The 23,260-nt window shown below is 66.5% G+C and carries 21 protein-coding genes; all 21 read left to right on the top strand.

All coding sequences use genetic code 11. The annotated features are described in order from the left end of the window. Positions 1-42: 42 nt before the first annotated feature. Positions 43-966 carry an ABC transporter ATP-binding protein gene (locus tag FJY73_00320; GenBank protein MBM3319106.1) on the top strand — a complete coding sequence of 308 codons (924 nt, stop codon included), beginning with the start codon at positions 43-45 and terminating at the stop codon, positions 964-966. An 11-nt stretch (positions 967-977) separates the two neighbouring features. Further along, positions 978-1,742, top strand: coding sequence for an ABC transporter permease (locus FJY73_00325; protein MBM3319107.1), 765 nt, complete (start codon positions 978-980; stop codon positions 1,740-1,742). Then, positions 1,739-2,833, top strand: coding sequence for a hypothetical protein (locus FJY73_00330; GenBank protein ID MBM3319108.1), 1,095 nt, complete (start codon positions 1,739-1,741; stop codon positions 2,831-2,833). Before FJY73_00325 ends, FJY73_00330 begins: the two co-directional genes overlap by 4 nt. After that, positions 2,830-4,227, top strand: a complete 1,398-nt coding sequence (locus FJY73_00335; protein ID MBM3319109.1) for a PAS domain-containing protein — start codon at positions 2,830-2,832, stop codon at positions 4,225-4,227. The genes FJY73_00330 and FJY73_00335 overlap by 4 nt, the downstream gene beginning before the upstream one ends. After that, a complete protein-coding gene (locus FJY73_00340) occupies positions 4,224-5,585 on the top strand; it encodes a sigma-54-dependent Fis family transcriptional regulator (GenBank protein ID MBM3319110.1) in 1,362 nt (453 codons plus the stop codon). The genes FJY73_00335 and FJY73_00340 overlap by 4 nt, the downstream gene beginning before the upstream one ends. After that, a complete protein-coding gene (locus tag FJY73_00345) occupies positions 5,582-6,937 on the top strand; it encodes a hypothetical protein (protein ID MBM3319111.1) in 1,356 nt (451 codons plus the stop codon). The genes FJY73_00340 and FJY73_00345 overlap by 4 nt, the downstream gene beginning before the upstream one ends. Positions 6,938-7,119: 182 nt before the next feature. Continuing rightward, on the top strand, positions 7,120-7,578 hold the full coding sequence (locus tag FJY73_00350) for a prepilin-type N-terminal cleavage/methylation domain-containing protein (GenBank protein MBM3319112.1): 459 nt from the start codon (positions 7,120-7,122) through the stop codon (positions 7,576-7,578). A gap of 2 nt (positions 7,579-7,580) precedes the next feature. Further along, entirely contained in the window at positions 7,581-9,134 is a 1,554-nt protein-coding gene (locus FJY73_00355; GenBank protein ID MBM3319113.1) for a hypothetical protein, read from the top strand. 2 nt (positions 9,135-9,136) lie between these two features. After that, a complete protein-coding gene (locus FJY73_00360; protein MBM3319114.1) occupies positions 9,137-9,619 on the top strand; it encodes a prepilin-type N-terminal cleavage/methylation domain-containing protein in 483 nt (160 codons plus the stop codon). A 2-nt stretch (positions 9,620-9,621) separates the two neighbouring features. After that, the gene (locus FJY73_00365; GenBank protein MBM3319115.1) at positions 9,622-12,492 is read left to right on the top strand and encodes a prepilin-type N-terminal cleavage/methylation domain-containing protein; all 2,871 of its coding nucleotides are present in this window, start codon (positions 9,622-9,624) and stop codon (positions 12,490-12,492) included. Positions 12,493-12,591: 99 nt separating this feature from the next. Beyond that, positions 12,592-13,638 (top strand): type IV pilus assembly protein PilM, encoded by a 1,047-nt coding sequence (gene pilM / locus FJY73_00370; protein ID MBM3319116.1) that lies wholly within the window; start codon positions 12,592-12,594, stop codon positions 13,636-13,638. Positions 13,639-13,651: 13 nt separating this feature from the next. Beyond that, positions 13,652-14,266, top strand: coding sequence for a PilN domain-containing protein (locus FJY73_00375; protein ID MBM3319117.1), 615 nt, complete (start codon positions 13,652-13,654; stop codon positions 14,264-14,266). A 6-nt stretch (positions 14,267-14,272) separates the two neighbouring features. After that, positions 14,273-14,944, top strand: a complete 672-nt coding sequence (pilO, locus tag FJY73_00380) for a type 4a pilus biogenesis protein PilO (GenBank protein MBM3319118.1) — start codon at positions 14,273-14,275, stop codon at positions 14,942-14,944. Continuing rightward, positions 14,904-15,596, top strand: a complete 693-nt coding sequence (locus tag FJY73_00385; GenBank protein MBM3319119.1) for a hypothetical protein — start codon at positions 14,904-14,906, stop codon at positions 15,594-15,596. The genes pilO and FJY73_00385 overlap by 41 nt, the downstream gene beginning before the upstream one ends. Then, positions 15,596-16,936 (top strand): hypothetical protein, encoded by a 1,341-nt coding sequence (locus FJY73_00390; protein ID MBM3319120.1) that lies wholly within the window; start codon positions 15,596-15,598, stop codon positions 16,934-16,936. Before FJY73_00385 ends, FJY73_00390 begins: the two co-directional genes overlap by 1 nt. Continuing rightward, positions 16,933-20,214: an Ig-like domain-containing protein gene (locus tag FJY73_00395; GenBank protein ID MBM3319121.1), complete on the top strand. Its 3,282-nt coding sequence runs from the start codon at positions 16,933-16,935 to the stop codon at positions 20,212-20,214. Before FJY73_00390 ends, FJY73_00395 begins: the two co-directional genes overlap by 4 nt. Before the next feature lie 21 nt (positions 20,215-20,235). Next, positions 20,236-20,988, top strand: a complete 753-nt coding sequence (locus FJY73_00400; protein ID MBM3319122.1) for a hypothetical protein — start codon at positions 20,236-20,238, stop codon at positions 20,986-20,988. A gap of 66 nt (positions 20,989-21,054) precedes the next feature. Continuing rightward, positions 21,055-21,579: a shikimate kinase gene (locus FJY73_00405; protein ID MBM3319123.1), complete on the top strand. Its 525-nt coding sequence runs from the start codon at positions 21,055-21,057 to the stop codon at positions 21,577-21,579. Positions 21,580-21,663: 84 nt separating this feature from the next. Continuing rightward, positions 21,664-22,218, top strand: a complete 555-nt coding sequence (rsmD, locus tag FJY73_00410; GenBank protein ID MBM3319124.1) for a 16S rRNA (guanine(966)-N(2))-methyltransferase RsmD — start codon at positions 21,664-21,666, stop codon at positions 22,216-22,218. Continuing rightward, a complete protein-coding gene (gene coaD / locus FJY73_00415) occupies positions 22,215-22,703 on the top strand; it encodes a pantetheine-phosphate adenylyltransferase (protein MBM3319125.1) in 489 nt (162 codons plus the stop codon). Before rsmD ends, coaD begins: the two co-directional genes overlap by 4 nt. Further along, positions 22,703-23,257 (top strand): NUDIX hydrolase, encoded by a 555-nt coding sequence (locus tag FJY73_00420; protein ID MBM3319126.1) that lies wholly within the window; start codon positions 22,703-22,705, stop codon positions 23,255-23,257. The genes coaD and FJY73_00420 overlap by 1 nt, the downstream gene beginning before the upstream one ends. The last annotated feature ends 3 nt before the right edge of the window (positions 23,258-23,260 follow it).

Genomic DNA, 23,260 nt, shown 5'->3' on the forward strand with positions numbered 1-23,260 from the left:
ACGGCGGACGGCCCAGCTTGAAGGATGAAGGAGCGTAGAGAGGTGATCCGACTCGACGGGGTCCGGAAGGTTTTTCGGAGCGACTTTCTGCGACGCAAGAAAGAAGTCCTTCGCGGTCTCTCGTTCCATGTGGAGCGCGGGGAGACCTACGCGCTTCTCGGTGAGAACGGGGCGGGGAAGACGACGACGATGAAGATCCTTCTCGGGCTCGTGCGCGCGGACGGCGGCTCCGCGATGATTGGGGGGATTTCATCGACGAATCCGGAATCCCGCCGCGGGCTCGGCTTTCTTCCCGAACATCCGTACTTTCTTCCACACCTCACGGGGGAGGAGCTCGTCCGTTACTACGGGCGCCTTTCCGGGCTTTCCGCCCGGGAGGCATCCGCCGCGACGGACCGCCTTCTCGCGCGCGTTCGTTTGGAGTCGGCGCGCGCGCGGCGCATCCGGACGTACTCGAAGGGGATGCTCCAGCGCCTCGCTTTCGCGCAAGCCCTGGTCGCGGACCCGGAGGTTCTTGTCCTCGACGAGCCGCTCTCCGGGCTCGATCCGGTCGGAAGGAAAGAGATGCGCGAGCTTCTTTTGGACCTCAAGCGAAGGGGGACGACGATCCTCTTCTCCTCGCACATCATCGAGGACGTCGAGAAGCTCGCCGATCGCGCCGGGTTCCTTACGGACGGGGCGATCGGCCTCGAAGCGGACGGCGAAGGGAACGAGCGGATCGAGGTCTTCGCCGAGGGGGTGGACGCGGAAGCGGTGGCCGCGGCGGCGATCGAGGCGGAGAGGATCGCGAACGAAGGAGAGCGGCTTCTCATCACGCTCCGAAGTGAGAGGGACCTCCCTCGTCTTCGGGATCGGCTCCGCTCCCGCGGGGGACGAATCGTGCGCGTGGAAAAGCGGCGCGAGACCCTCGAGGATCTCTTCGTCGAGAACATCTTGTCCAGGCCCGGTGCGCGGGATCCGGTGTAGGAAGGAACGGCATGCGCATCGTCCAGGTCGCCCTGCACACGCTGAAGGAAACGACGCGCGACCGGGTCTTCGCCGCGTCGATCCTCTTCGCGGCTCTCCTCATCGGCGGCTCCGTGGCGGTGAGCCCGCTTGCCGCCGGGCAGCAGGACAAGGTCGTGAAGGACATCGGGCTCGCGTCGATCGCGGCGATCGGGGTTTTTCTCGCGGTCTTCGTCGGCGTCTCGCTCGTTCACCGAGAGATGGAGCGACGAACGATCGTCACGCTTCTCGCCCGACCGATCGGGCGGACCGATTACTTGATCGGGAAGTATCTCGGCATCGTGCTTACGCTCGCCCTGAACACGGCCGCGATGGGGACGCTCTTTCTCCTCTTGGTTCACTTCCACCTCCGCACGCTCGCCGCGGGGCACGTCGCCGCGATCTACATGATCGGCGTCGAGCTCGCGGTGATCGCCTCGTTCTCGGTCCTCTTCTCGGTCGTCTCCTCGCCGGCGCTCGGAGGGCTTTTCACGCTCGCCCTCTTCTTCGTCGGGCACCTCGCGGAAGATGTCCGCACCTTCGCCTCGATGCTCCCCGCCGGCGCGGGAAGAACCCTCGCGGAAGCGCTCGCGTTTCTTCTCCCGAATCTCGAGCTGTTCAACGTGAAGGGGATGGCCGTGTATGGGAAGCCGATCGGGGCGGGGCTGCTCCTCTGGGCGACCGCCTATGCGTGCGGGATCATCGTCTCATCGCTCCTCGTCGCATCGGTCGTCTTTCGGCGAAGGGATCTCCAATGAGACGCGCGCGCCGGGCGGAGACCGCGCTCTCTCTTCTCGTTTCTCTCACTCTTCTCTTCGGCCTCAACCGGTTCGTCGCGCCGGCCGCGGAGGCTCGGCGCGCGGCGACGACGCTCGAACAGGAGCTCGCGTTCTATCCCTCGGGCCGAATGTTGAAGCCGCTCGCCTCCGGCTTTCATAACGCGCTCGCCGACATCCTCTGGCTCCGCGCGATCCAGTACTACGGCGAGCACCGGAAGACGGATCTCGTGTTCGACAAAGCGGCGCATGTCTTCCGGGTTCTCACCGACCTCGATCCCCACTTCGTGGAAGCGTACCGCTTCGGAGCGCTCGTCGTCGTCGAGGACGCCCGCGATCCGAAGTCGGGGTACGCCCTCCTCCGCAAGGGGATCTTAGAGAACCCGGAACGATGGGAGCTTCCCTTCGATCTTGCCTTCCATCACTTCCTCCAGGGCGAGCACGGATGGGCGGCTTCGTACTTCCGAAGGGCGGCGCGGCTGAACCCGGAAAACCAGCGGGTCGCGCGCTTCGCGGCGTTCGCGGAGAAGAGACGGGGGGGACTCGACGCGTCGGAGGAGATGTGGCGAGAAATTCTTCGGACGACGGAGAACGAGCGTTTCCGCGAGGCCGCGGAGGCGGCGCTCCTCGGGATTCAGGCGGCGCGGGACACGACCGCCCTGGCGGAGGCGGCGCGGAAGTTCCGCGATCGGACGGGGATCTTCCCGCGCTCGCCGGAGGCGCTCGTCCGCGCGGGCCTTCTCGCGCGCGTGCCGCCCGAACCGTTCGGCGAGCGCTACGTGATCCATCCGGTCACCGGGGAAGTGCGGTCGCTCTTTCTTCTCGCGCGCGAAGTTCGACGCGATCTTCATGTCCTGCAGATCGTCGTCGAGGCGTTCCGCGAGGCTCGGGGACGATCGCCGGCGAACCTGGAGGAGCTCGTCGTGGCGCGGATGTTGGAGGCGATCCCCTCTCCGTGGGGGGTCGAGTACTTCCTCGACGACGCGTCGGGCGGGGTTGAGGCGCGTTCCGCGGCGGCCGGGCTCGATCTCCGGGACTCGCGCCGCGGGACGGACGGGAGGGAACGCGCGTGAAGTCGCTCGTCGCGGTTCTCCCTCTTCTTCTCCTCGCCGGAGTCTTTCTTCTCTTCTTCCTCCCGTGGGCGGCCGCCCGCTTCACGCGGGTCTTTCGAGGGAAGGCGCAGCGCGCCGACGAGACCGCGCTCCTTCTCGGAACCGTTCAGGAGATGCTGAGCGGAATTCGGGCGAGCGAGAGCGATCTTCGCGACCTCTACTCGAGGGCGGAGCGCCGCGCGTCGTTCCTCGAGCGCTACCATCAGGGAATTCTCGAATCGCTGAAGACCGGCGTGGTCGCGTGCAACCGCCGCGGCGAGATCGTTTCGCTGAACCGCGCCGCCGCCGACATCCTTCGGATTCCCGCCTCCAAGGCGCGCGGGAAGCCTCTCGATGGTCTTCTCGGGCCGGGCCATCTCTTCACGCGGATGCTCGGCGCCGTCGCGCGGGGAGAGCCGGTGGAGGACCGCGTCGAGCTCGAAGCACGCCGGGAAGGGGAGGAACCGCTCTTCGTGGAGCTTCGCACGTCGATCCTTTATGGCAAAAGCGGCCAAGCGGTCGGCGCGACGTTTCTCTTGGACGACGTGAGCGAGAGAAAGATCCTTCGCCGGAGAATCGCGCTCAAGGAACGGCTCGCGGCGATGGGCGAGATCTCCGCGGGGATCGCCCATGAGTTCCGGAACGCTCTCCACTCGCTCGGCGGCCTCGCGAAGTTGATCGCGCGGCGCGCCGAGGGGGACGAGCGGGTCGAGCCGCTCGCCCGCGAAATCCTGAACGAGACGGCGAGGATGGAGAGGATCTTGCACGAGCTTCGTCTCTTCGTGAAGCCCGAGGAGCTCTCGATCGAGCCCATCGTCCCGGCGGAGCTCATTCGGTCGGTTCTCGTTCCGTTCGTCGAGGACGCGGGCGCGCGGGGGATTCGCGTCCGAATGGCCGCGGCGTCGGATCTGCCGGAGATCCGCGCCGATCGCGCTCTTCTCGCGCAGGCTCTCCGCAACTTGGTTCGGAACGCGGTGCAAGCGATGGGTTCGGCGGGAGGCGTGGTGACCGTGCGAGCGTCGGCGCACGGGCCCGTGCGCGGACCGATCCGACAGGTCGTGATCTCGGTGACCGACACGGGTCCGGGAATCCCGGAAGAGATCCGCGCGAAGATCTTCACTCCCTTCTTCACGACGAAGCCGGAAGGAACCGGGCTCGGGCTCGCGCTCGTCGAGAAGGCGATGGCCGCTCACGGAGGAAGCGTCGATCTGGAGAGCGCGGCGCTCCGAGGGACGACCTTTACCCTCTCGTTCCCCGCGGGGGGGCGGGAAGCGGCCGAGACGGGTCTCTCCGCGCGCGAGGATCGATCGCGCGTGTGCGGATCGCTCGCCGCCGCCGGCGGTCCTTCGAATCAAGTGGAGGAGGGGAGGCGATGACGGAGAAGAGGATCCTCGTCGTGGAGGATCGCGCGGGGACGCGCAAGATGCTCGAGGGGACGCTCGCCGACGAGGGATATCGGGCGGTTGCGGTCCCGACCGGCGAGGAGGCTCTCCGACGCCTCGAGGAGGAGAGCTTCGATCTCGTTCTCACCGATCTCGCCCTTCCCGGGATCGACGGCCTTCGAGTGCTGGCGGCGTCGAAGGAGAGCGATCCGCTCGCGCCGGTCATCGTGATGACCGCCTATGGAACGATCGAGAACGCGGTGCGCGCGATGAAGGAAGGGGCCTACGACTTCGTCGTGAAGCCGGTCGATCCGGAGCGCCTTCTCCTTCTCGTCCGGCGCGCGGCGGAGCGGCGGACGCTCGAGATCCGGAATCGCGGGTTCTCCTCGGCCGAGGCGCCTCCGGCGATCGTCGGCAAGAGCGCGGCGATTCGGAAGGTCCTCGATCTTGCCGACAGGGTCGCGCCGAGCGACGCCGCGGTGCTTCTCTCAGGCGAAAGCGGAACAGGCAAGGAGCTCTTCGCCCGAAGAATTCACCTCTCGAGCGCGCGCGCCGGGCATCCGCTCGTCGCGGTGAATTGCGCCGCGATTCCCCGCGAGCTGGTCGAGGCGGAGCTCTTCGGCGCCGAGAAGGGAGCGTACACCGGCGCGGACCGGCTGCGGGTCGGGAAGTTCGAGCTCGCCGACGGGGGCACGATCTTCTTCGACGAGATCGGCGAGCTCTCGCTTCCGCTCCAATCGAAACTGCTTCGAGTGCTCGAAGGAAAGACGGTTGAGCGGATCGGCGGGTCGCGCGCGATCCGAGCGGATGTCCGCCTCATCACCGCTACGAACCGGGTTCTTGAGGATGAGGTGCGCGCCGGCTGCTTCCGAGAGGATCTCTTCTATCGCCTCAACGTCTTTCCGGTCCGGATTCCGCCGCTTCGGGAGAGGAGAGAGGACATCGCCCTTCTCGCGGGGCATTTCCTCGCGCGGTTCGCCGCCGAGATGCGGAGAGACCGGATCGCTCTCTCGGCGGACGCGCTCCGCGCTCTCGAGGAGTACGACTGGCCGGGGAACGTTCGGGAGCTCCGGAACGTGCTCGAGCGCGCGGTCATCCTCGTCGAGGGAGACACGATCCCGGCCGAGCTCGTCGTTCCGCGCGCGAGAACTTCCCGAACCGACGACGAACGTTCCGCTCTCGCCGCGACCGATCTTCACGCCGCGGTCCGCGAGACGGTGCGGCGGGTCGAGGCGGATCTCATCGGGCGCGTGCTTCGGGACTGCGGAGGGAACAAGAGCGAGGCCGCCCGGCGTATGAACATCAGCTATCGATCGTTGTGGTCCAAAGCAAGGGAGTATGGTCTGGAATGAAACCCCTCGCGGTTCTATGCGTTGCGTTGGTCTTGTTGGCCGCCGCTTTCCCGGCCGAGGCGACCCTCTCCCATCCCGAGCGGGTGGTCGCGGGCGTCTGGCGGCTCCCGTTCTTCTATCTTCCCGACGAGCCGCTTTCGCTCCCCGCGTCGATTCGGTGCGTCCAGGGGGGCGTCACAGCCGAGGTTCCGCTCGACTCGCTCCCGAGACTGGGAGGAGGACCCCGCTACGGGGCGTTCGTCGAGGAGCCGCTCCTCACCGCGAAGCCCGGAACAAAGGTGCGCGTGGAGGTTCTTCTCGGGGACTCCGTCGTCGAGTCGGCCGCGATCTCGGTGGAGGCGCGCCCCTCTCTCGCGCGGATCGTCTCGATTGACGAGGAAGGGGGAGTCGCGCTCTGGGCCGAGGACGGCGCGGGCGGTCTCGAACCGCTCGAGCGGGCGCTGGCTCCGTCGGTGGTGCGCGAGGTTCTACTTTTGCGGACGCGCGAAGGGGACGCGCGGATCGTCGGCGCGACCGACGACGGGGAGGCGATCGTCTGGAAGTGCGATGGACCCCTGCTGGAGATCGCGCGCCGGCCGCTTGGCGGCCGCCCCAGCTCGGCAGCCGCAGGATCGAATCCCGGAGAGGGCTTCTTCGGACTCCTCGACGGCCGCATCGTGCGGATCGCGCTCCGCGGATCGGCGGAGCCGGAAGTGATCGCCTCGGCCGACGGGATCCCGACGAGCCTCGCCCTCGGCGATGCCGACGGGGACGGGATCGAGGATCTCGCCGCGACAGTCCTCGAGGTCGAACGATCGAACCTCGTCGTGTGGCGCGGCCAGGAGCGGGGAGGGTTCGACCGGGAGCATCCGACCGTCATTCTTCTTCCCGGGACGGGACGGGCGGTTCTTTTCGCTTCCTTGAGGCGCGAGCCGGAGCTCCTTCTCCTCCTTCATGCGGCGGATGTCGATCTCTCAGGCGTTCTGGTCTGGAGTCTCTCGGGGCAGGATTCGGTGCGCGTGCTCGACCTGCCGGGGATCTCGGAGAAGAGCGTGCATCGCTTGGTGAGCGGCGATTGGAACGGCGACGGGATCGGCGATCTTGCCGTGCTGACTGGAGGAGCGCGTTCCCTTCTCGAGTTCTTTCTGATGGACGAGGACGGCTCCGTGGGCCGCCCCGCCTGCGCGGTCCCGGTCTCGGGCCCCGAGGTCGATCTTCTCGCGGTCGATCTCGACGGGAGCGGGGCGGAGGATCTCGTCGCCGTCGAGGGGGCGTTTCACGTCTGGCTCTCCGACGGTTCGGGGCGGATGACGGCGCTGCCGCACACGCCCGAAGGCGCCCCCTCGCGGGCGGCGCGACTCGGCCCGCCCTAGTCCCGTTCGGCAGATGTTTGCCGACCCTCGGAAACGAGATGCAGGAAACCGGTGAAATGCCCTTCGAGAGAAGGGGAGGAGATCAACAGAAACCGTTGGAATCAAAGTCGATCGCTCGAATGTCCTCGGGCCGACGGTCCGGGAATGGAAGTTGCCCGGATCGACGGGCGGGAGGTCCGACGATGCATGCGAAGACGGTTCGCGGCCGGAGCGGGTTCTCGCTCATCGAGATGATCCTCGCGATCGCCCTTCTTGGGTTCGCGTTCCTCGGAATGGGGAAGCTCTTTCTCGCCTCGTCGGAGCACGCGAAGCAGGGGCGGCACGATCTGATCGCCCTGAACACCGCAAACGAGATCCTCGAGCGGATGCACGCGGTCCCCTTCGAAAGCGTGAAGCCTCTTTTCGACGGGATCGACACGCGGCAGCAATCGACGATCCCGACCGAAGCGCGAAACTGGGCGGTCCACCTCCGCGAGCACCTCGGGCCGACCGCGTGGGCGACGGTCTCGGTCCTCGACGAGAACGACAACACGGCGCTCCCGCGCGGGCTGGTCGAGGTCGACATCCGGACCTCGTGGACCGAGCGCGGGCGGGAACGAACCGTTCAGACGAGCACCTACGTCGTTCGGATGGGGAGCTAGCCATGACGACGCGAAGAAATCCCGGAAACGAGAGGGGCTCGGCCCTCGTCCTCACCCTTCTTCTCCTCACGGCGCTCTCGCTGATGGGGATGACGCTCGCGCTCCTCTCGGGGACCGACCGGCGAGTGGCGGCGTACGACCGCGAGAGCATCGCCGCCCTTCACGCGGCCGAAGCAGGGATCGCGATGGCGAAGAGGAACATCCAAGACCGGGCGATCACGTTCGACGACGAGAACGGAAACGGATATCCGGATTTCCGCCTCGTGGACACGCTCTCCTGGGGCGGGCGCTACGATGTCTTCGGCGAGTCGAACCTGCCCCTCGGAAGCGGCGCCTCCCCCTACTCGGGAAGCAAGTTTCTTCTCGCGGCCGAGGGGCGCTCGCGCGACGCGGTCCGTCTCGTCGAGGCGGAGATCGAGCACGATTCCTTCCTCAAGTACGCGCGCTTCGTGGAAAGCGCCGGGACCGCGTACGAGTGCGGCGCGGTGCTCACCGGCGAGGTGTACATCGGCGGGACGCTCGGTCTTCCGAGCAGCTGTCCTTCCGGCTCGAAGGTCGTGTTTCTCGAGATGGTCGCCGCGACGAACGGCATCACGAACAAGTCGAGCGCGGTCTTCCACAAGGGCTACACCGATTCGGCGAGCGCGATCGATCTCGAGAGCTCGGTCGACTTCACGCTTCTCCGGAACAAGGCGAAGGGGCTGGGGAGCGAGTGCGACTGCGAGGGGAGGGGAAGGATCGGTCTCTATATGGGCTGGAATCCGCTCGGTGTCGGAACGAACGGCACGATCGATCTGTCGCGTTTCGATTTTTCGTTTCCCGATCCGGTGACGTCCGACACGATCATCCGCTACAACGGAAGCCCTGTGATCGACCAGACTACCGGGGTCCCGATGCTCGCCTCCGATTTCAACGGCGTGATCTTCTACGAAGGGGACGGCTTCGTTCGCGGCACGATGGACGGCGTGAGCGCGACCGGGCTTTGCGTGTTCGCGACGGACGACATCTTCATCGAGGGGAACATCCTCACCGGGCACACCGGTTACGACGAGACGACCCGGCTTCCGGACCACTCGGGGGATCCGGTCAACATCGGGCTCGTCGCGTACGACTACGTCTACTTCGGGAACGTGAGCCGCGTCGTCACCGTCGACGCCGCTCTCTTGGCCGTGCGCGCGAACTGGCGCGTCTACAACACGAGCTTCTCCGCGCACCCGCCGGCGCCGCCCGGCGCCTACGATCTCGATCAGGACGGCATCGTCGGCGAGTCGCCGCAGAACCACGATCCGAACCCGGGCGAGGGCTGGGACGAGATCATCACCGCCTCGAACCAGAACAAGACATGGGTGATGAACATCAACGGCCCGATCATCACGCACGACGGCGGATCCGCGTACCCTTGGAACGCTTCGACCGTGCTCGCCGACGCGGACGGACCGACCCGCCGCTACAACTACGACATGGACATCACCGACTTTCCGCCTCCGTGCTTTCCGGTTCCTCTCAACCTATGGAAGGACTTCGCGTGGGCGGAAAAGTACGACTCGAGGAACTGACGATGAGGAGAAATCAACGAAGGGGCTTTAGCCTCGTCGAGCTGATGGTGGTCGTCGGCATCATCGGCCTCGTGATCGCGGCGACAGCCGTCCCGGCGGTGAAGACGTGGAAGCGCGCCGATCTCGATCGGAACGCCAACCGGATCGCTGGAACGATGCGCCTCTGTCGCCAGAAGGCGATCTGGAAGCGCGTCCCCTACCGGCTGACGATCGACCCCGCTCGCCGGCTCTTCTACTCCGAGCGGAGCGATTCGGCGAGCGTGTGGGTTCTCGATCCGCCCGAGACGACATTCGTCGATCGGGGAATCTCTCTTTCAGTGACCGCGGGCGGGAGCCCGTCGAACCGCGACCTCGTCTTCGAGGGGCGGGGAACGGTGGCGAGCGGGGACGCCCCCGCGACGGTCCTCTTCTGGAACGACCGTGCGGAGAGCCTCGCGGTGCAGATCATTCGGACCGGAAGGGTCCGCCTTGCGAGGAGGGGATAGCCATGCTGGGAAGACGCGGGTTCACGCTCATCGAGATCGTGGTGGCGCTCTTCGTCCTTGCCGCGGTTTCCGCCTTCTCGTATCAGATGCTGGTGAGAGCGCAGAATGCTTTTGAGACGCAAAGGGATCTCGTCGAGGCGCAGGAGAACGCGCGCGCGGCGATCGGAGAGATCACCACCGACCTTCGCCAGATCAGCTACAGGAAAGACGCGACGCAGCCTTCAGTCATCTTCGCCGGAATCGACTCGATCGTTTTCGTCGCGGATCTCTACGACACGATCCCGGGCGCGGAGATCGTCTCGATCCATCTGACGCCGACCCTCGATTCGGGGACCGCGAACCCGAGCGACCGTCTGATCGAGCGGGTCGTCTGGGACACGTCGGGGACGCAGGTCCTCGCCGGTCCGATCGCCTACGGGATCTCGGACAGCGGGCTCACGTTCTTCTACTACGACCGGGACGGCACGCCGATGACCTTCCCGATCGGACAACCCGAGCACATCGGAGAGGTCGAGGTCGCCCTCACGGCCCAAACCGCACGCGCGCGGAGGGAGGTCGGCTACCAGGACGTGATCGTGACCTCGATCGTCTATCCGCGGAACCTCCCGTTCACCCCGCCGATGCCCAGGCCGAACCCGCCCGGGTGCGGCTCCCTGACAAGCCCGAACTGCGAGTCGCTGACGATTCCCTGGACGACTCCGACGCAAAACACAGACGGGAGCGCGCTCGCCTTCAACGACATCGCCCACTTCTCCGTCTACTTTGGAACGCGCCTCGATTCGATGAACTTGGATACGAGGCTGGCCCGCAACGTGAACATTTGGACAGTGAAGAGCCTGATCGCGGGCCTCTCCTACTATGTCGGTGTGACCGCGACGAGCACGGCCGGCGTGGAGAGCGCGCTCTGCGCGCGCCAGGGAAACGTCGGGGCATCGGCTCCCCCGCGCGCCCCCTCGTCGATCGCCGGAAGCGGCGGGATCGGGGCGATCTCGCTCGCGTGGTCCCGCGTCCTGGAGGACACGCTCGGGAACACGATCACCGCCGAAGTACGATACAGCGTCTATCGAGGAACGTCTCCCGGGGTCGCGCTCGTCTCGGGGAACCGGATCGCCGCCGACCTCGTCGACACCACCTACACCGATCTCGTTTCCGACTCGTGCGTGACGTACTACTACCGGGCGACCGCGAAGGCCTGCGGATGGGAAGGTCCGGGATCGGGCGAGGTGGCCTTCTCGCTTCCGGCTCGCCCCTCATGCCCTCCGTCGGTCGAGGCCGAGGAGGGGGCGGTCGCGGGTCAGATCGTGGCGAGGTGGTCGCGCCCGACGACGCGCGCCGACGCGACCCCTCTTCTTGAATCGGACATCGCGGGTTATCGGATCTTCTACTCGTTGGTACCCGGGGCGTACTCAGACTCGGTGAGCGGGGCCGCGGGCGTTCTCGAGAAGACCTTGAGCGGGCTCCAGGATTGCGCCACGTACTACGTGAACGTGGCGGCGATCGACAACTGCGGCACGCTCGGGGTCTTGTGCGGCGGGCGTGAGGCGGCGGCGCGAACATCCGCGCCTTGCAACGAGTACGTTCCCGCCGCACCGGCCGGTCTCGCTCTCGTCTCCGGCGACAGGCGGATGGAGCTCACCTGGCCGGCGAACCGCGCGGACTGCGACCTCGACGGCTACTTGGTCTACTACGGACGTGCGGCAGGTCAGTACAACGGGACCGAGGCCGCTGAAGGATCCTCGCCGGTCTTCGTGGACGCCTCGGCGGCGCACATCGACTCGAGCACTGGCTTCTTCGTTCTGACGACCCTCGAGCCGTGCACTCGCTACTACTTCGCGGTCTCGTGCGTGGACGTGTGCAGCCCGCGTCTCGAGAGCGCGCTTTCGCCGGAGAGGAACGAGCTTACGCAATGCGGGACGTGCGAGATCGAGAAGGCGTGCATCACGGAAATCGCCGAGGGCGCGTCGCAGGAACGGGTGCGCTTCCAGATCGGGAACGAAGGATCGACGAGCGTGGCGGTCGAGGAGATCCAAGCGGATTGGAGCGGGGGAGCATCGCTCCTCGAGGTTCTCCTCGGGGGGACGGCGATCTGGAAGCACGACGGGACCGCGGGCGCGGGCCCGAGCGGGCCGCAGAGCTCTCCCTCGAAGATCGACATCAATGACTTCTCGCTCACCCCGGACGACGACTTCGGCCGGCCGAAGGAGATGATCCTCGTCTTCAGCGCTGCCGCGACAGGGTCCGTGATCAACCTCACGTACGAGACCGAGGACGGGATGTGCACGATCTCTCTCTCGCCGTGCGCGCGCCTCTTCTCCGAGACGTTCACGCAGGCGGACGGACCGCCCGCGGGTTGGACGCCGAGGACCGGATCGAACTGGCGGGTCGTCTCCAACCAGCTCCGGACGTCGAGCGACGGGAGGATCACGCCCGACGCCCTCGGCTTCTCCCGCGGCGACTACACAGCGTCCGCTCGGGTGAAGGTCGAGGGGACGAGGATGAACCGGAGGGCCGGCTATTACGTCCGCTACCGGGACACCGGGAACTACTACCTCCTACTCATCCAGCCGTACTACAGCCGCATCGTGTTTCAGAAAAAGGTGAACAACGGCAGCCTCATCACCCTTGCCCAGAAGACCAGCGTCTCGATCGCCAACGGCCAGTACTACTCGCTCCGCGTTTCCGCCTACGGGAACACGTTCCGCGTCTGGTTCGAGGGGACTCTCATCGATTGGGACGGTGCCACGGGGACGGTGATCACGGACGCCTCGATCGCGACCGGCAACATCTGCATGTACGCATGGGACGCATCGTACGGCTGGTACGACGACGTGGTCGTCGAGCCGACCTGCGGTTGCGGAGGGGCGATTCCGTAGATGATTGCGGTCCAAGCGCGGCCGTCAAGTTCGACCGCGCGCGGCCGATCCTCAGGGGGAACCGGAGCATTGCGCTCCCGCGGGGGAAGGGAAGGATTCATGGGATTTTGGAAGGCTTTCCTCAAGATGGAGACGGGGCTCGTCGGCCTCGACATCGGGAGCCGGTCGATCAAGGCGGTGGAAGCCTCGCGGAAGGGAGGACGTCTCACCGTCGCCCGCTACGGAGCCGCTTCTCTTCCCCCGGACGCGATCGTGGACGGCGAGATCATGGACCGCGAGGTCGTGGTCGAGTGCATTCAGGATCTTCTCCGGGAGACCGGCATGCGCTCGCGCCATGTCGCCTCCGCCGTCTCGGGACGATCGGTCATCGTCAAGCGGATCACGCTCGACTCGATGACGACCGAGCAGGCGAGCGAGGTCATCTACTGGGAAGCGGAGCAACACATCACCTACGGGATCGATGAGGTCTCCCTCGACTTCCAGATCCTCGGGGAGACGGGCCAGGGGAAGATGGACGTCCTCCTCGTCGCGGCGAAAAAGGAGACGGTGGAAATGCACACTTCGCTCCTTCGCGACGCGGGCCTCGTCCCGGTGATCGTGGACGTCGACTCCCTCGCGGTGCAGAACGCGTTCGAGGCGAACTACGAGACGGACAAGAGCGAGAAGGTGCTTCTCCTCAACGTCGGGGCGTCGGTCACGAACGTGAGCCTTCTCACGGGAGGAGCGCCCCTCTTCACGCGCGACCTCTCGGTCGCCGGGAACGCGTTCGCGGATGAGATTCAGCGCATGCTCAGCGTGGACCGCGACGAGGCGGAGAAGATCGCCAGAAGCACGCGCGAAGAGGACCGGGAGCGGATCGGACCGATCCTGGACACGGTGGGCCAGGACCTTCTCCTTGGGGTGGAGCGATCCCTCTCGTACCTGAGAGGCGTATCCGGGTCGGCGGAGATCTCGCGAGCCCTTCTCTCGGGGGGCGGCGCGTTGCTTCCCGGTTTGCATGGATACGTTGCGAACCGGCTCGGGGTCCCGGTGGAGGTCGCCGATCCGTTCCGATCCCTCGATTTCGACGAGGCGCTCTTTCGCGAAGGCGAGAGGGAAGAAGTCGGCCCCTCGCTGATGGTCGCCGTCGGGCTGGCGCTTCGGTGAAGAAGGAGCACGGATGATTCGGATCAACCTGATCCCGCGCGAAGAGCGGGTCACGATCCAATCGGCGAGACCCAACTGGCTCCTGATCGCGGCCGTCGTTGGGCCGGTCTTCTATGCGTTTCTCCTCCTCGCCGTCGTGATGGTGCAGAACCACCGGTCGATCGTGTTGGACGAGCTCATCCAGCAGGAGGAGGCGGCGATGGCGCACTACGCCCCGGCTCTTCAGAAGATCGACACGATGACGCGCGAGAAGGCCGAGCTCGAAAGCCGCCTCGCCGCGATGGATGAGCTGGATGATTCGAGGCGGTTGCCCGTGGTTCTCCTCGAGACGCTGGCCCGCAGCGTTCCGCGCTTCCTTTGGATCGAGAGGATGGAGGAGGTGCTCGGGGACAGCCTCGAGATCGCCGTCAAGGGGAACACGTTCTCCAACCTGATCGTCTCCGACTTCATCGACCGCCTCGAGGAGAGCGAGATCTTCACGGTCGTCGACCTCGACCTCACGAAGGAGAACCGGATCGGCGAGACGAAGGTGGTGGAGTTCTCCCTCGTCGTGCGTGGGTCGCCGGTGCTTCCGGACGAGACGGAACAGGGCCTGGCGGCTCTCCCGGTTCGGGTGCACGGAGGCTAGGGGCCGATGAAGAAGATCGACATCCGCGACCGAAGCTCGCAGAAGATCGCGCTCGTGGTGATCCTCTTCCTCGGGCTGAACTACCTCTTCTTCTTCACCTCGTACCTTCCGTTCTTCTACATGCCGAAGAAGACGGCGATCCAGGAGAAGGAGAAGCGGTACGAGCATCTCGCGCTCCGGGTGGAGGAGGCGCGCCGCGCCGCGGCGGACCTCCCCAAGCTGGAGGCGGAGCTCGCGGAGCTGCACGGCCGTTGGAAGATCGCGATGAGCCACCTGCCGGAGAAGAAGGACATCGCCTCGCTTCTTCGCCGCGTCACGCTCTCGGGAGAGCGCGCGGGCGTCCGTTTCCTCCTGTTCGAGCCGCAAGAGGTCTCGAGCCGGGGAATCTACGACGAGCATCCGGTCCGCGTTCGGGTCGAAGGAGGCTACCACGGGATCGGTTCGTTCCTCGGGAACCTCGTTAATCTCGACCGGATCGTTCATGTGTCCGGGATCGCCCTTAAGGCGCATCGAACCGACGAAGCGGAGCAGGTCGTGCAAGGGGAGATGATCGTTTCCGCGTTCACCGTGCCGGCCGGTCGCGCGGATCAAGCCGTGGTCCGACCGAGCCCCGGAGGGGCTCCGGAGTCGTTGCGAAATGAACCTTCGCAGCACGATGAAAACGTTCCGAACGAGTAAGAGAAGGACGGCGCTTCTCGCTTCGGCGGCGGCCGTTCTCTTGGGGATTGCGTTCGCGGGGCCGCATCTGGCGGGCGCCGCCGGCGGGGGAGCCGGCTGGGTGGTGCGCCAGGTCGTCCGCGCCGTGGCGTACCGGAATGTGTCGCCGGAAGACGAAACGGCTGTCCTGAGCGCTCGGGTCCGAGTCGCCGCGCATCCCGGGGCGCCGTCGATCGAGCAGGCGGGTCTTCCTTCGGTCCCCGAAGGCGAACCGTCGGAGGAGCCCGCGCCCCCCGAGGAGCTTCCGGCGGTCGATCTCGTCACGCCTCTTGAGCAGGAGATAGAAGGCCGCCGGCCCGACCTTCCCTCGTATCGGACGTTCGGCCTTCGCGATCCGATGGTCCCGCTCGTGACGATCGACGGCGAGCAAGACGACGAGACACAGTTCAGCGTCTACCGGCTCACGCTCGTCGGCGTCGCTTGGAACGGAGAGCGGGTCGCGCTTCTCGAGGATCCTGCCCGCAAGAGTTACCTCTACCGCGTCGGGGAGTGGACGAAGGACGGCGGGCGTGTGACCGACATAACGGAGAACTCCATCACCTTCGCGCACGTGCGGTACGGAGAGATGACCCGGTTCACCCTCCGTCTCGAGGCGCCCAAGGAGGAGCAGTGATGAGCATGGATGCGGGCGGCGCGCGGAGAGCGCGCGCGGCGGTCGGGGGGCGAGGCCTCCTCGCGGTCGTCGGGATCTCGGGCCTGTTCCTGCTCCTCTCGCCGGTCCTCGCCGCGGACCCGTACGAGGAGCCGGGCATTCTCTCGCTTGATGTGCAAAAGGCCGAGATCGCAACGGTGCTTCGGACGATCGCGGACTTCAGCGGAAGGAACATCGTCGCCGGCCCGGAGGTAACGGGGCTCGTGACCGTTCGCATCCTCTCCGTTCCGTGGCGGAGCGCCCTCGACGTCGTGCTTAGGGCGAACGGATACGGGTGGAAGGAGGACGCGGAGGGGATCATCCGCGTCACGACGATCAAGAACCTCCAGAACGAGGACGTGGAAAAGGAGGCGGCCGAAAGAAGAAGGGAAGATCTCCTTCCTCTCCGAACCCGCGTCTTTCCCGTGAACTTCGCGAAGGCGGAGGAACTCAAGGACGCCGTCGAGACGATCCTCTCTCAGAGAGGACAAGTCCACGTGGACGAACGAACGAACGCCCTCCTCGTGAAGGACATCGATCTCAACCTCGATCGCATCGGCGAGCTGGTTCGAGAGCTGGATCTGGAGACGAAGCAGGTCGAGATCGTGGCGAAGCTCGTCGATCTCGACGCGAAGGTCTCGCGGGAGCTCGGCATCGAGTGGCTCGCCTCGGGGTTGAACAACCCGGCGATCGACGCAACGGCGGACGTAGCGGTCAACGCGGCGAGCCCGGCGCGCGCCGGGACCTTCTCGGTCGGAACGGTCGGGCCCGGAGGGAGCCTCGACGCGACCCTCACGGCGCTCGCCACACAGAACAAGGCGCGGATCATCTCGAACCCGCGGATCACGACGCTCGACAATCAAGAAGCATGGATCCTCGTCGGCAAGAAGATCCCGCTCATCGTTTCGGACCCGTCGGGGAACCCGATCACCGAGCTCACGACGATCGGAATCCAGATGACGGTGACGCCGCACATTCACGCGAACGGGAACGTGACCCTCGACCTCCATCCGGAGGTGAGCGATCTCTCCTCTCAGGCGACGGTGCAGGGCGGGATCATCATCGTCACCAGCGAGGCCTCCACGCGCGTGATGGTGGAGAACGGCCAGACCGCGGTGATCGGAGGCTTGATCCGCTCGAACACCTCCGAGGCCGGCTACGGAATCCCGTTCCTCAGGGATATCCCTCTTCTCGGTCATCTCTTCAGCTCCAGCTCGGAGGTCGAGGAGCAGCGGGAGTTGCTCATCTTCGTCACCCCGAGAATCATGGATCCCGAGGACCTCGTGAGCGGGAGCGAGACGTCGGAGGCGGAGCAGCGATGAACGGACTCCTCGGTCGATCGAGCGCTCTTTTCGGAATCGTGCTTCTTGCCGGCCTGCTTCTTCTGCCGGCCGGATGCGAGAACAAGGGATCGCTGCGTCCCTTCGAGCCGACCGATCTGCCGAACGCGTTCCTGTACGCGATCTCGGCCGACCCGAGCATGGTGGGTCTCGGCGGGAGGGAATCGACGATCACGGTGTACGTGGTCGACAGCGAGGGAAACCCGGTGGACGGCGTCGATGTGGCGTTCGCGAGCGACCTCGGGACAATCGATCGCGTCGCGCGGAGCGACACGGCCGGGGTCGCGAGGGCCGTCTTCCGAAGCGGAAACGAAAAGGGAACGGCGACGGTTGTCGCGTCGATCGGATCGTTCCAAGCAGAGGCGAAGATCCTTCTCGGAGCGAACGAGCTCGTCGTGGGAGCGAGCTCCGCGGTGGCGGACGGCCGCACGAAGGTGTCGGTCGCCGCACGGGTCTACCGCGTCGACGGCCGGGCGGCGGCGGAAGTGCCGGTCATCTTCGCGGCGACCGCCGGGTCGATCCCGGCGCTCGCGCTCACCGACTCGTCCGGCAACGTCCTCGTTCACCTCACCGCGCCCGCCAGTCGGACGGACGTCCAGGCCGAGGTCCGCGCGACCGTCGAGTCCGAGGACATCGGCGCGCCCGACGCCGGCGGAACGGAAGTCGTCGGGGTCGCCGTCGTCTCCTTCCGCGGGATCACGCTCTCCCTCGCCGCCGACGAGAGCGAGCTCGTCGCGTCCGGCTTCGACACGACTCTCGTTCGATGCCGCGTCGCCGAGACGGTGAGCAAGGTGCCGGTGGAGAATCTCGAGGTCTCTTTCGGAAGCGATCTCGGATCGATCGCGTCTTCCGCGCGCACGAACGCGAGCGGGACCGCGTCGGCGACCCTTGTGAGCGGGATCTACGCGGGGACCGCGAAGATCGTCGCGATCGTGGAAACGCTCCGCGATTCGACCTCGATCGAGTTCACGCCGCTCCAGCTTCTTCCGCTCAAGGCGACCCCGAGCGCGATCCTCGTCGGGGGCGCCCAGTCGATGATCTCGACGCGGATCCTGAACCGGAGCAACAACCCGGTCGAGGGCTTGCAGGTTCGCTTCGAGACCGATCTCGGCGTCATTCCCTCGCGCGCCGTCACCGACGCCTCGGGAGAAGTGGCCGTTCCGTTGACGAGCGGGGACTCGTCCGGAACTGCCACCGTGCACGCCTGGTTCGGATCTCTCTCCGTTGAGAAGTCGGTGCAGTTCAACCGACCGGTGGAAGAGCCCCTCCGTCTGACGGCGCTCGCCTTCGAGCCCCGATTCCTCGTCGCGGATGGAAGGAGCCGAGCGAAGGTCTCGACACGGCTTCTTAACGAATCGAACAACCCGGTCGTGGGTCGAACGGTCGCGTTCTCGACGACGCTCGGCGTGATCACGGAAGAGGGGATCACCGACACGAACGGCATCGCGTCGGCGTGGCTCACGAGCGCGGAGACGAACGACACCGCGGAGGCCTCGGTGACGGCGGAGCACGGGAACCTCGCCGTGTCCGCGACGTTCCCATTCTACCCGGCGGGAACGAGGGTTCCGAACGCGCTCTCTCTCTTCCCGGCCGCATCGAGCATTCAAGTCGCCGGTCTTGGAGGAAGCGAGAGCGTCCTCCTCACGGCGATCGCGCTGGACGAGGCGGGGGATACGATCGACGCCGGTTGGGACGTCGACTTTCGCATCCTGAATGGTCCCGGCGGCGGCGAGGTTCTCGTCTGGCCGGCTTCCGGATCGGGAAGCGCGATCACGGTTCCGATCGTCGGCGGCCGTGCGCGGGCGACGCTCACCGCGGGGACGGAGAGCGGTTTGGTTTCGGTGGAGGCGCGCGTCGGAGGCGGCGTCGTGGCGACGACCTCCGTGGCGATTGCCTCGGGGCCTCCTCTGTCCGCGGTCATCGGCATCGATTCGCTCACGGCGACCTACGCCGGAGGCGGTCTCTGGGGCTACGTGATCAGCGCGGCCGTTCGCGACGCGTACGCGAACCCGGTGACGGCGGGGACGCCGGTGACCGTGAGCGTGGTCTCCGGCGCGTGCGGATCGGCGGTCGTTCCGGAGGCGATGCAGATCGATGGGGCGGTCGTCGTGGGGAACACCCCCTCCTGCGGATCGGGGACCGCGCAAGCGGGGATCGCATACGCCTGTCTGACCGCGCCGTACGACGAGTTCGCGAGCTTCCCGAGCTTCGCCGTCGAGGTTCGCGCGGCGAGCGGGGTGATCGGGTGTCTTGCGATCGATCACGGGGGAACGGGGGCCGCGCCCGCGAGCATCGTGTTGGTCTCGGTGGAGGATAGCTCGATCGCTGTGGCGGGGGTCGGCGGCGACGAAACCTCGATTCTCGTCTTTGAGGTGCGGGATTCCGCGGGCCGTCCGATGCGCGAGGGGAACCCGACATCGGTCGCGTTCCAAATCGTCGCCTCGCCGGGCGGAGGTGCTTCTCTCTCTCGCGCGGCCGACACGACCGACGCGACCGGACGCGTCACGACGACCGTCCGGAGCGGGACGGCGAGCGGCGTTGTGAAGGTGCGCGCGACCTCCGGCTCGGCCGCCTCGGGAGTGGTCAGCCTCGCGATCCGGAGCGGGCCTCCGGACGCGGATCACTTCAGCATCGCCGCGGAGAAGGTGAACATCGAAGGGCTCCTTCGCTTCGGCATCGAGGACAAGGTGACCGCGTTCGTCTATGACATCCACGGGAACCCGGTGCAGCCGGGGACTGCGGTCTACTTCACGTCGCAGTTCGGCGGCATCCTCGGTTCGGCGGTGACGGACACGACCGGACGCGCGCAGTCGATTCTCTATTCGGCCGCGCCGCTCCCGACGTGCGCCGAGGGCGGGCTGGTGCCGGTGACCGCTCGAACCGTAAACGGTTTGAACCAGACGATCGAGGCGCGGATGAGCGTTCTCTTCACGGGACCGACCGTGATCTCGGCGTCGCCTTCGTCGTTCGCGGTCCCGAACGGAGGCTATGTGGATCTCGTCGTCTTCGTCCACGACGCGTGCGGAAACCCGCTCGTGTCGGGAACGTCGATCGAGATCACATCGAGCGGCGGCACGCTGGTCGGGAACACGAAGGTCACGCTTCCGGACACGCAGTCGCCCGGATACACGCAGTTCTGGGTGCGTCTCACCGACGACAGCGCGAACGAAACCGATCCGCCGGTCGGCGCCACGATCACCGTCGAGGTGACGAGCAAGAACGGCGACGCCGGCTACGTGATCTTCGGAACGATCGACTAGCTCGAGGGGGGAGATGGACAGATGAAACGCCGGTTGCTAGTCTCGCTCGGGGCGTTCCTTCTTCTCGCGCCTTCCGGCGCCTCGGGGACGTCGATCGGGGTCCCGATCGCCTACGGCGAGGGAGCGTATCTCGTCGGCTTCGAGGTCGAGTCGGTCGAGGAGACGATCGATCAGGAGACGTTCCGATCGACCCGTTACCTCGGGCGGATCTCGATGCGGGTCGCGGATCCGCTCGTTCTCTCGCTCCGGATCGGAGGATCGGAGATCGACGTCGGGTCGGATGTGCACGGGAAGCCGACCGTGTTCGAGGGGCGGCCGAAGCTCGCCCTCGGGATCGGCGCCGGATCGTTCTTCCCGCTCGCGCGGGAGGGGCTCGGCCTCTTCGCCGACGTGGGGGTTCTCTACACGCTCTCCTCGGGGAGGACGAGCTTCTCGACGACGATCCAATCGAACACGTTCCATGAGGAGTACGAGAATCGTTATCGGTGGATCGAGGCTCAGGCGGGCGCCGGCGTTCGAGTCGGCCTTCCGTTCGGGTCGGCGCACGCGGGGGTCCTCGCGCGCGGCGTCGACGGAGAGGTTTGGCGAGAGACGTACCAGGGGGGCGCCGGGGTCTCCGCGGGATCGGAGGAGTTCTCGCGCGCGGTCGCGCTCCACGGCCTCGCCGGGGTCGATCTTCGTCTCCCCGGCAGGTTCGTCCTTTCGATCGGAGGGAACGCGAGAAGCGCCGACGATTTCGGTTGGACGGTCGCGATCGCCGAGATCTCTCGCTGATCGGCCGAAGGCCGCTCCCTGTCCTTTGAATCAGAGCCCCTTCCCGGGCGGGGAGGGGCTTTCGCCTTGATCGACCGGATCGCCCTCGTCGGCATGATGGGCTCGGGAAAGAGCGAGGTCGGACGAGAGCTCGCCTCACGCCTCGGGTTGCCGTTTCACGATCTCGATGCTCGGATCGAAACGGCGGAGAAGACGTCGATCGCATCGATCTTCGAGAAGCGGGGAGAGGGGGCGTTCCGCGATCTGGAAAGGGCGCATCTCGTCGTCCTTTGCCGCGACGAGCGTGGGGTCCTCGCGACGGGAGGAGGGACGGTGCTCGACCCGGGGAACCGGGAGCGTCTCCGCGCGTGGGGGAGCGTGGTCTACCTCCGCGCGCGGGCGGAGAGCCTCGCGGCGCGTCTACGGGGGCAAGAGCCCGACGCGCGGCCGCTCCTGGCCGGCGCGCCGGCAGTGGAGAGGATCGAGGCCCTGCTCGCCGCCCGCGAAGCCTTCTACTATATGAGCGCCCACTTCGTTCTCGACACGGACGATCTTGTCCTGAACGATGTGGTCGAACGGGTTCGGCTCGCGCTTCGCATTCCTCCCGCATGACCGGTCCCCCCCGGGACGCGACACTCGAATTCCCTTGACCGGTCGCTTCCAATGCAAATAGAATCAACAACTTGAGGTGAACGGATGCGCATCATCGCGGGGTCGAGGCGGGGAGCGCGCCTCCACACCGGAAAGGCCGAAGGCTTTCGCCCGACCTCCGACCGTGTGCGGGAGGCGATCTTCGCCGTGCTCGGGGACGAGGTCGTCGGGCGGCTCGTGCTCGACCTGTACGCCGGATCGGGCGCCCTCGGCTTCGAGGCGCTCTCGCGCGGGGCCGCTCACGCGCTCTTCGTCGAGAAGAACCGCGCGCCGGCCGGCTGGATCGAGCGGAACGGACGCGCTCTCCGGTTCGAGGGAGCGTTCCGCGTCGTGCGCGGGGATGCGATCCTCTTTCTCAATCGGCGGCCGGAGGCCGCGGCGTGCGACCTCGTGTTCGCGGACCCGCCGTACGGGGCGGGTCTCGTGAGCCGAACGCTGGCGGCTCTCTCGGCGCTCCCCGGGTCGAGACGGGTCGTCGTCGAGAGGGACAAACGGGAGGCGCGCGGGGAGGCGGGAATCCCCTGGCGCGAGGCGGGCGCATACGGGGACACGGTGGTCGAGTATCTTCTGTTCGGCGAGGCGAAGGAGGAGGGTCGATGAGCAAGGTTCTTTATCCGGGAACGTTCGACCCGGTCACGAACGGCCACATGGATCTCATCGAACGGGGATCGCGGCTCTTCGATCGGATGGTCGTCGGGGTCGCGGCCGCCCATCACCGGGAGAAGACCACCTTCTCGGTCGAGGAGCGGGTCGAGATGGTGCGCGAGGCGACCCGAGGGAACCCCGCGGTGGAGGTTCTTCCCTTCGACGGGCTGCTCGTCGCCTTCGCCCGCGCGGTCGGCGCGCGGGCCGTTCTTCGCGGGCTCCGGGCGATCTCCGATTACGAGTACGAGACGCAGATGGCCTTCATGAACCGGAGGCTCGATCCGGGAGTCGAGATTCTCTTTCTTCCGGCGGACGAGAAATACACCTACGTGAATGCTTCGTTGGTGAAGGAGATCGCGCGGCTCGGCGGGAACGTCGCGGCGTTCGTCCCGCCGGTCGTTCTTTCCCGCATGACCGCGCGCATTCGCGGGGAGAAATGATGCGGCGCTGGGAACGTCTGTCGAACGAGGTCTTCTTCCGCTCGCCGTGGGTCTCCTTCGAGCACGACCGCTACCGCTTGCCGGACGGCGTGGAAGGAGACTACTTCTACGTGCGGTCGGCGGGAGCGGTGATGGTCGTTCCGATCGACCGGGAGGGGGGCGTCCATCTCGTCCGCCAGTACCGCTATCTTCTCGATGAGGACTCGCTGGAGTTCCCCGCGGGGGGGATGCGGGGAGGAGTCGATCCGGTCGAACAGGCGCGCGCGGAGCTTCGAGAGGAGGCCGGCTTCGAGGCGGGCGAATGGGAGCCCCTCGGGCGATTCGCCTCGTGGAACGGTGTGACGAACGAGATCTGCCACGTCTTTCTCGCCCGCGACCTCGCGCCGGCGGCGGGTGAGCCGGACACGACCGAGGAGTTCGAGAGGATCCGCGTGACGTGGGAGGAGCTTCTTCGCATGGCCGAGACGAACGAGATCTTCGACGGGATGACCCTTGCCTCGATCGCGCTCGCCCGGCGAGTCGTCGAGGGAGAGCGGGGCCGCGCGGAGGGCTAGGAA

It is taken from the genome of Candidatus Eisenbacteria bacterium (genome assembly GCA_016867715.1).
Taxonomy (GTDB): domain Bacteria; phylum Orphanbacterota; class Orphanbacteria; order Orphanbacterales; family Orphanbacteraceae; genus VGIW01.

Coding starts and splice junctions, on each gene's coding strand:
- FJY73_00325 (MBM3319107.1), top strand. CDS start 978: ATGCGCATCGTCCAGGTCGCCCTGCACACGCTGAAGGAAACGACGCGC.
- FJY73_00330 (MBM3319108.1), top strand. CDS start 1,739: ATGAGACGCGCGCGCCGGGCGGAGACCGCGCTCTCTCTTCTCGTTTCT.
- FJY73_00340 (MBM3319110.1), top strand. CDS start 4,224: ATGACGGAGAAGAGGATCCTCGTCGTGGAGGATCGCGCGGGGACGCGC.
- FJY73_00345 (MBM3319111.1), top strand. CDS start 5,582: ATGAAACCCCTCGCGGTTCTATGCGTTGCGTTGGTCTTGTTGGCCGCC.
- FJY73_00350 (MBM3319112.1), top strand. CDS start 7,120: ATGCATGCGAAGACGGTTCGCGGCCGGAGCGGGTTCTCGCTCATCGAG.
- FJY73_00355 (MBM3319113.1), top strand. CDS start 7,581: ATGACGACGCGAAGAAATCCCGGAAACGAGAGGGGCTCGGCCCTCGTC.
- FJY73_00360 (MBM3319114.1), top strand. CDS start 9,137: ATGAGGAGAAATCAACGAAGGGGCTTTAGCCTCGTCGAGCTGATGGTG.
- FJY73_00365 (MBM3319115.1), top strand. CDS start 9,622: ATGCTGGGAAGACGCGGGTTCACGCTCATCGAGATCGTGGTGGCGCTC.
- pilM (MBM3319116.1), top strand. CDS start 12,592: ATGGGATTTTGGAAGGCTTTCCTCAAGATGGAGACGGGGCTCGTCGGC.
- FJY73_00375 (MBM3319117.1), top strand. CDS start 13,652: ATGATTCGGATCAACCTGATCCCGCGCGAAGAGCGGGTCACGATCCAA.
- pilO (MBM3319118.1), top strand. CDS start 14,273: ATGAAGAAGATCGACATCCGCGACCGAAGCTCGCAGAAGATCGCGCTC.
- FJY73_00385 (MBM3319119.1), top strand. CDS start 14,904: ATGAACCTTCGCAGCACGATGAAAACGTTCCGAACGAGTAAGAGAAGG.
- FJY73_00390 (MBM3319120.1), top strand. CDS start 15,596: ATGAGCATGGATGCGGGCGGCGCGCGGAGAGCGCGCGCGGCGGTCGGG.
- FJY73_00395 (MBM3319121.1), top strand. CDS start 16,933: ATGAACGGACTCCTCGGTCGATCGAGCGCTCTTTTCGGAATCGTGCTT.
- FJY73_00400 (MBM3319122.1), top strand. CDS start 20,236: ATGAAACGCCGGTTGCTAGTCTCGCTCGGGGCGTTCCTTCTTCTCGCG.
- rsmD (MBM3319124.1), top strand. CDS start 21,664: ATGCGCATCATCGCGGGGTCGAGGCGGGGAGCGCGCCTCCACACCGGA.
- coaD (MBM3319125.1), top strand. CDS start 22,215: ATGAGCAAGGTTCTTTATCCGGGAACGTTCGACCCGGTCACGAACGGC.
- FJY73_00420 (MBM3319126.1), top strand. CDS start 22,703: ATGCGGCGCTGGGAACGTCTGTCGAACGAGGTCTTCTTCCGCTCGCCG.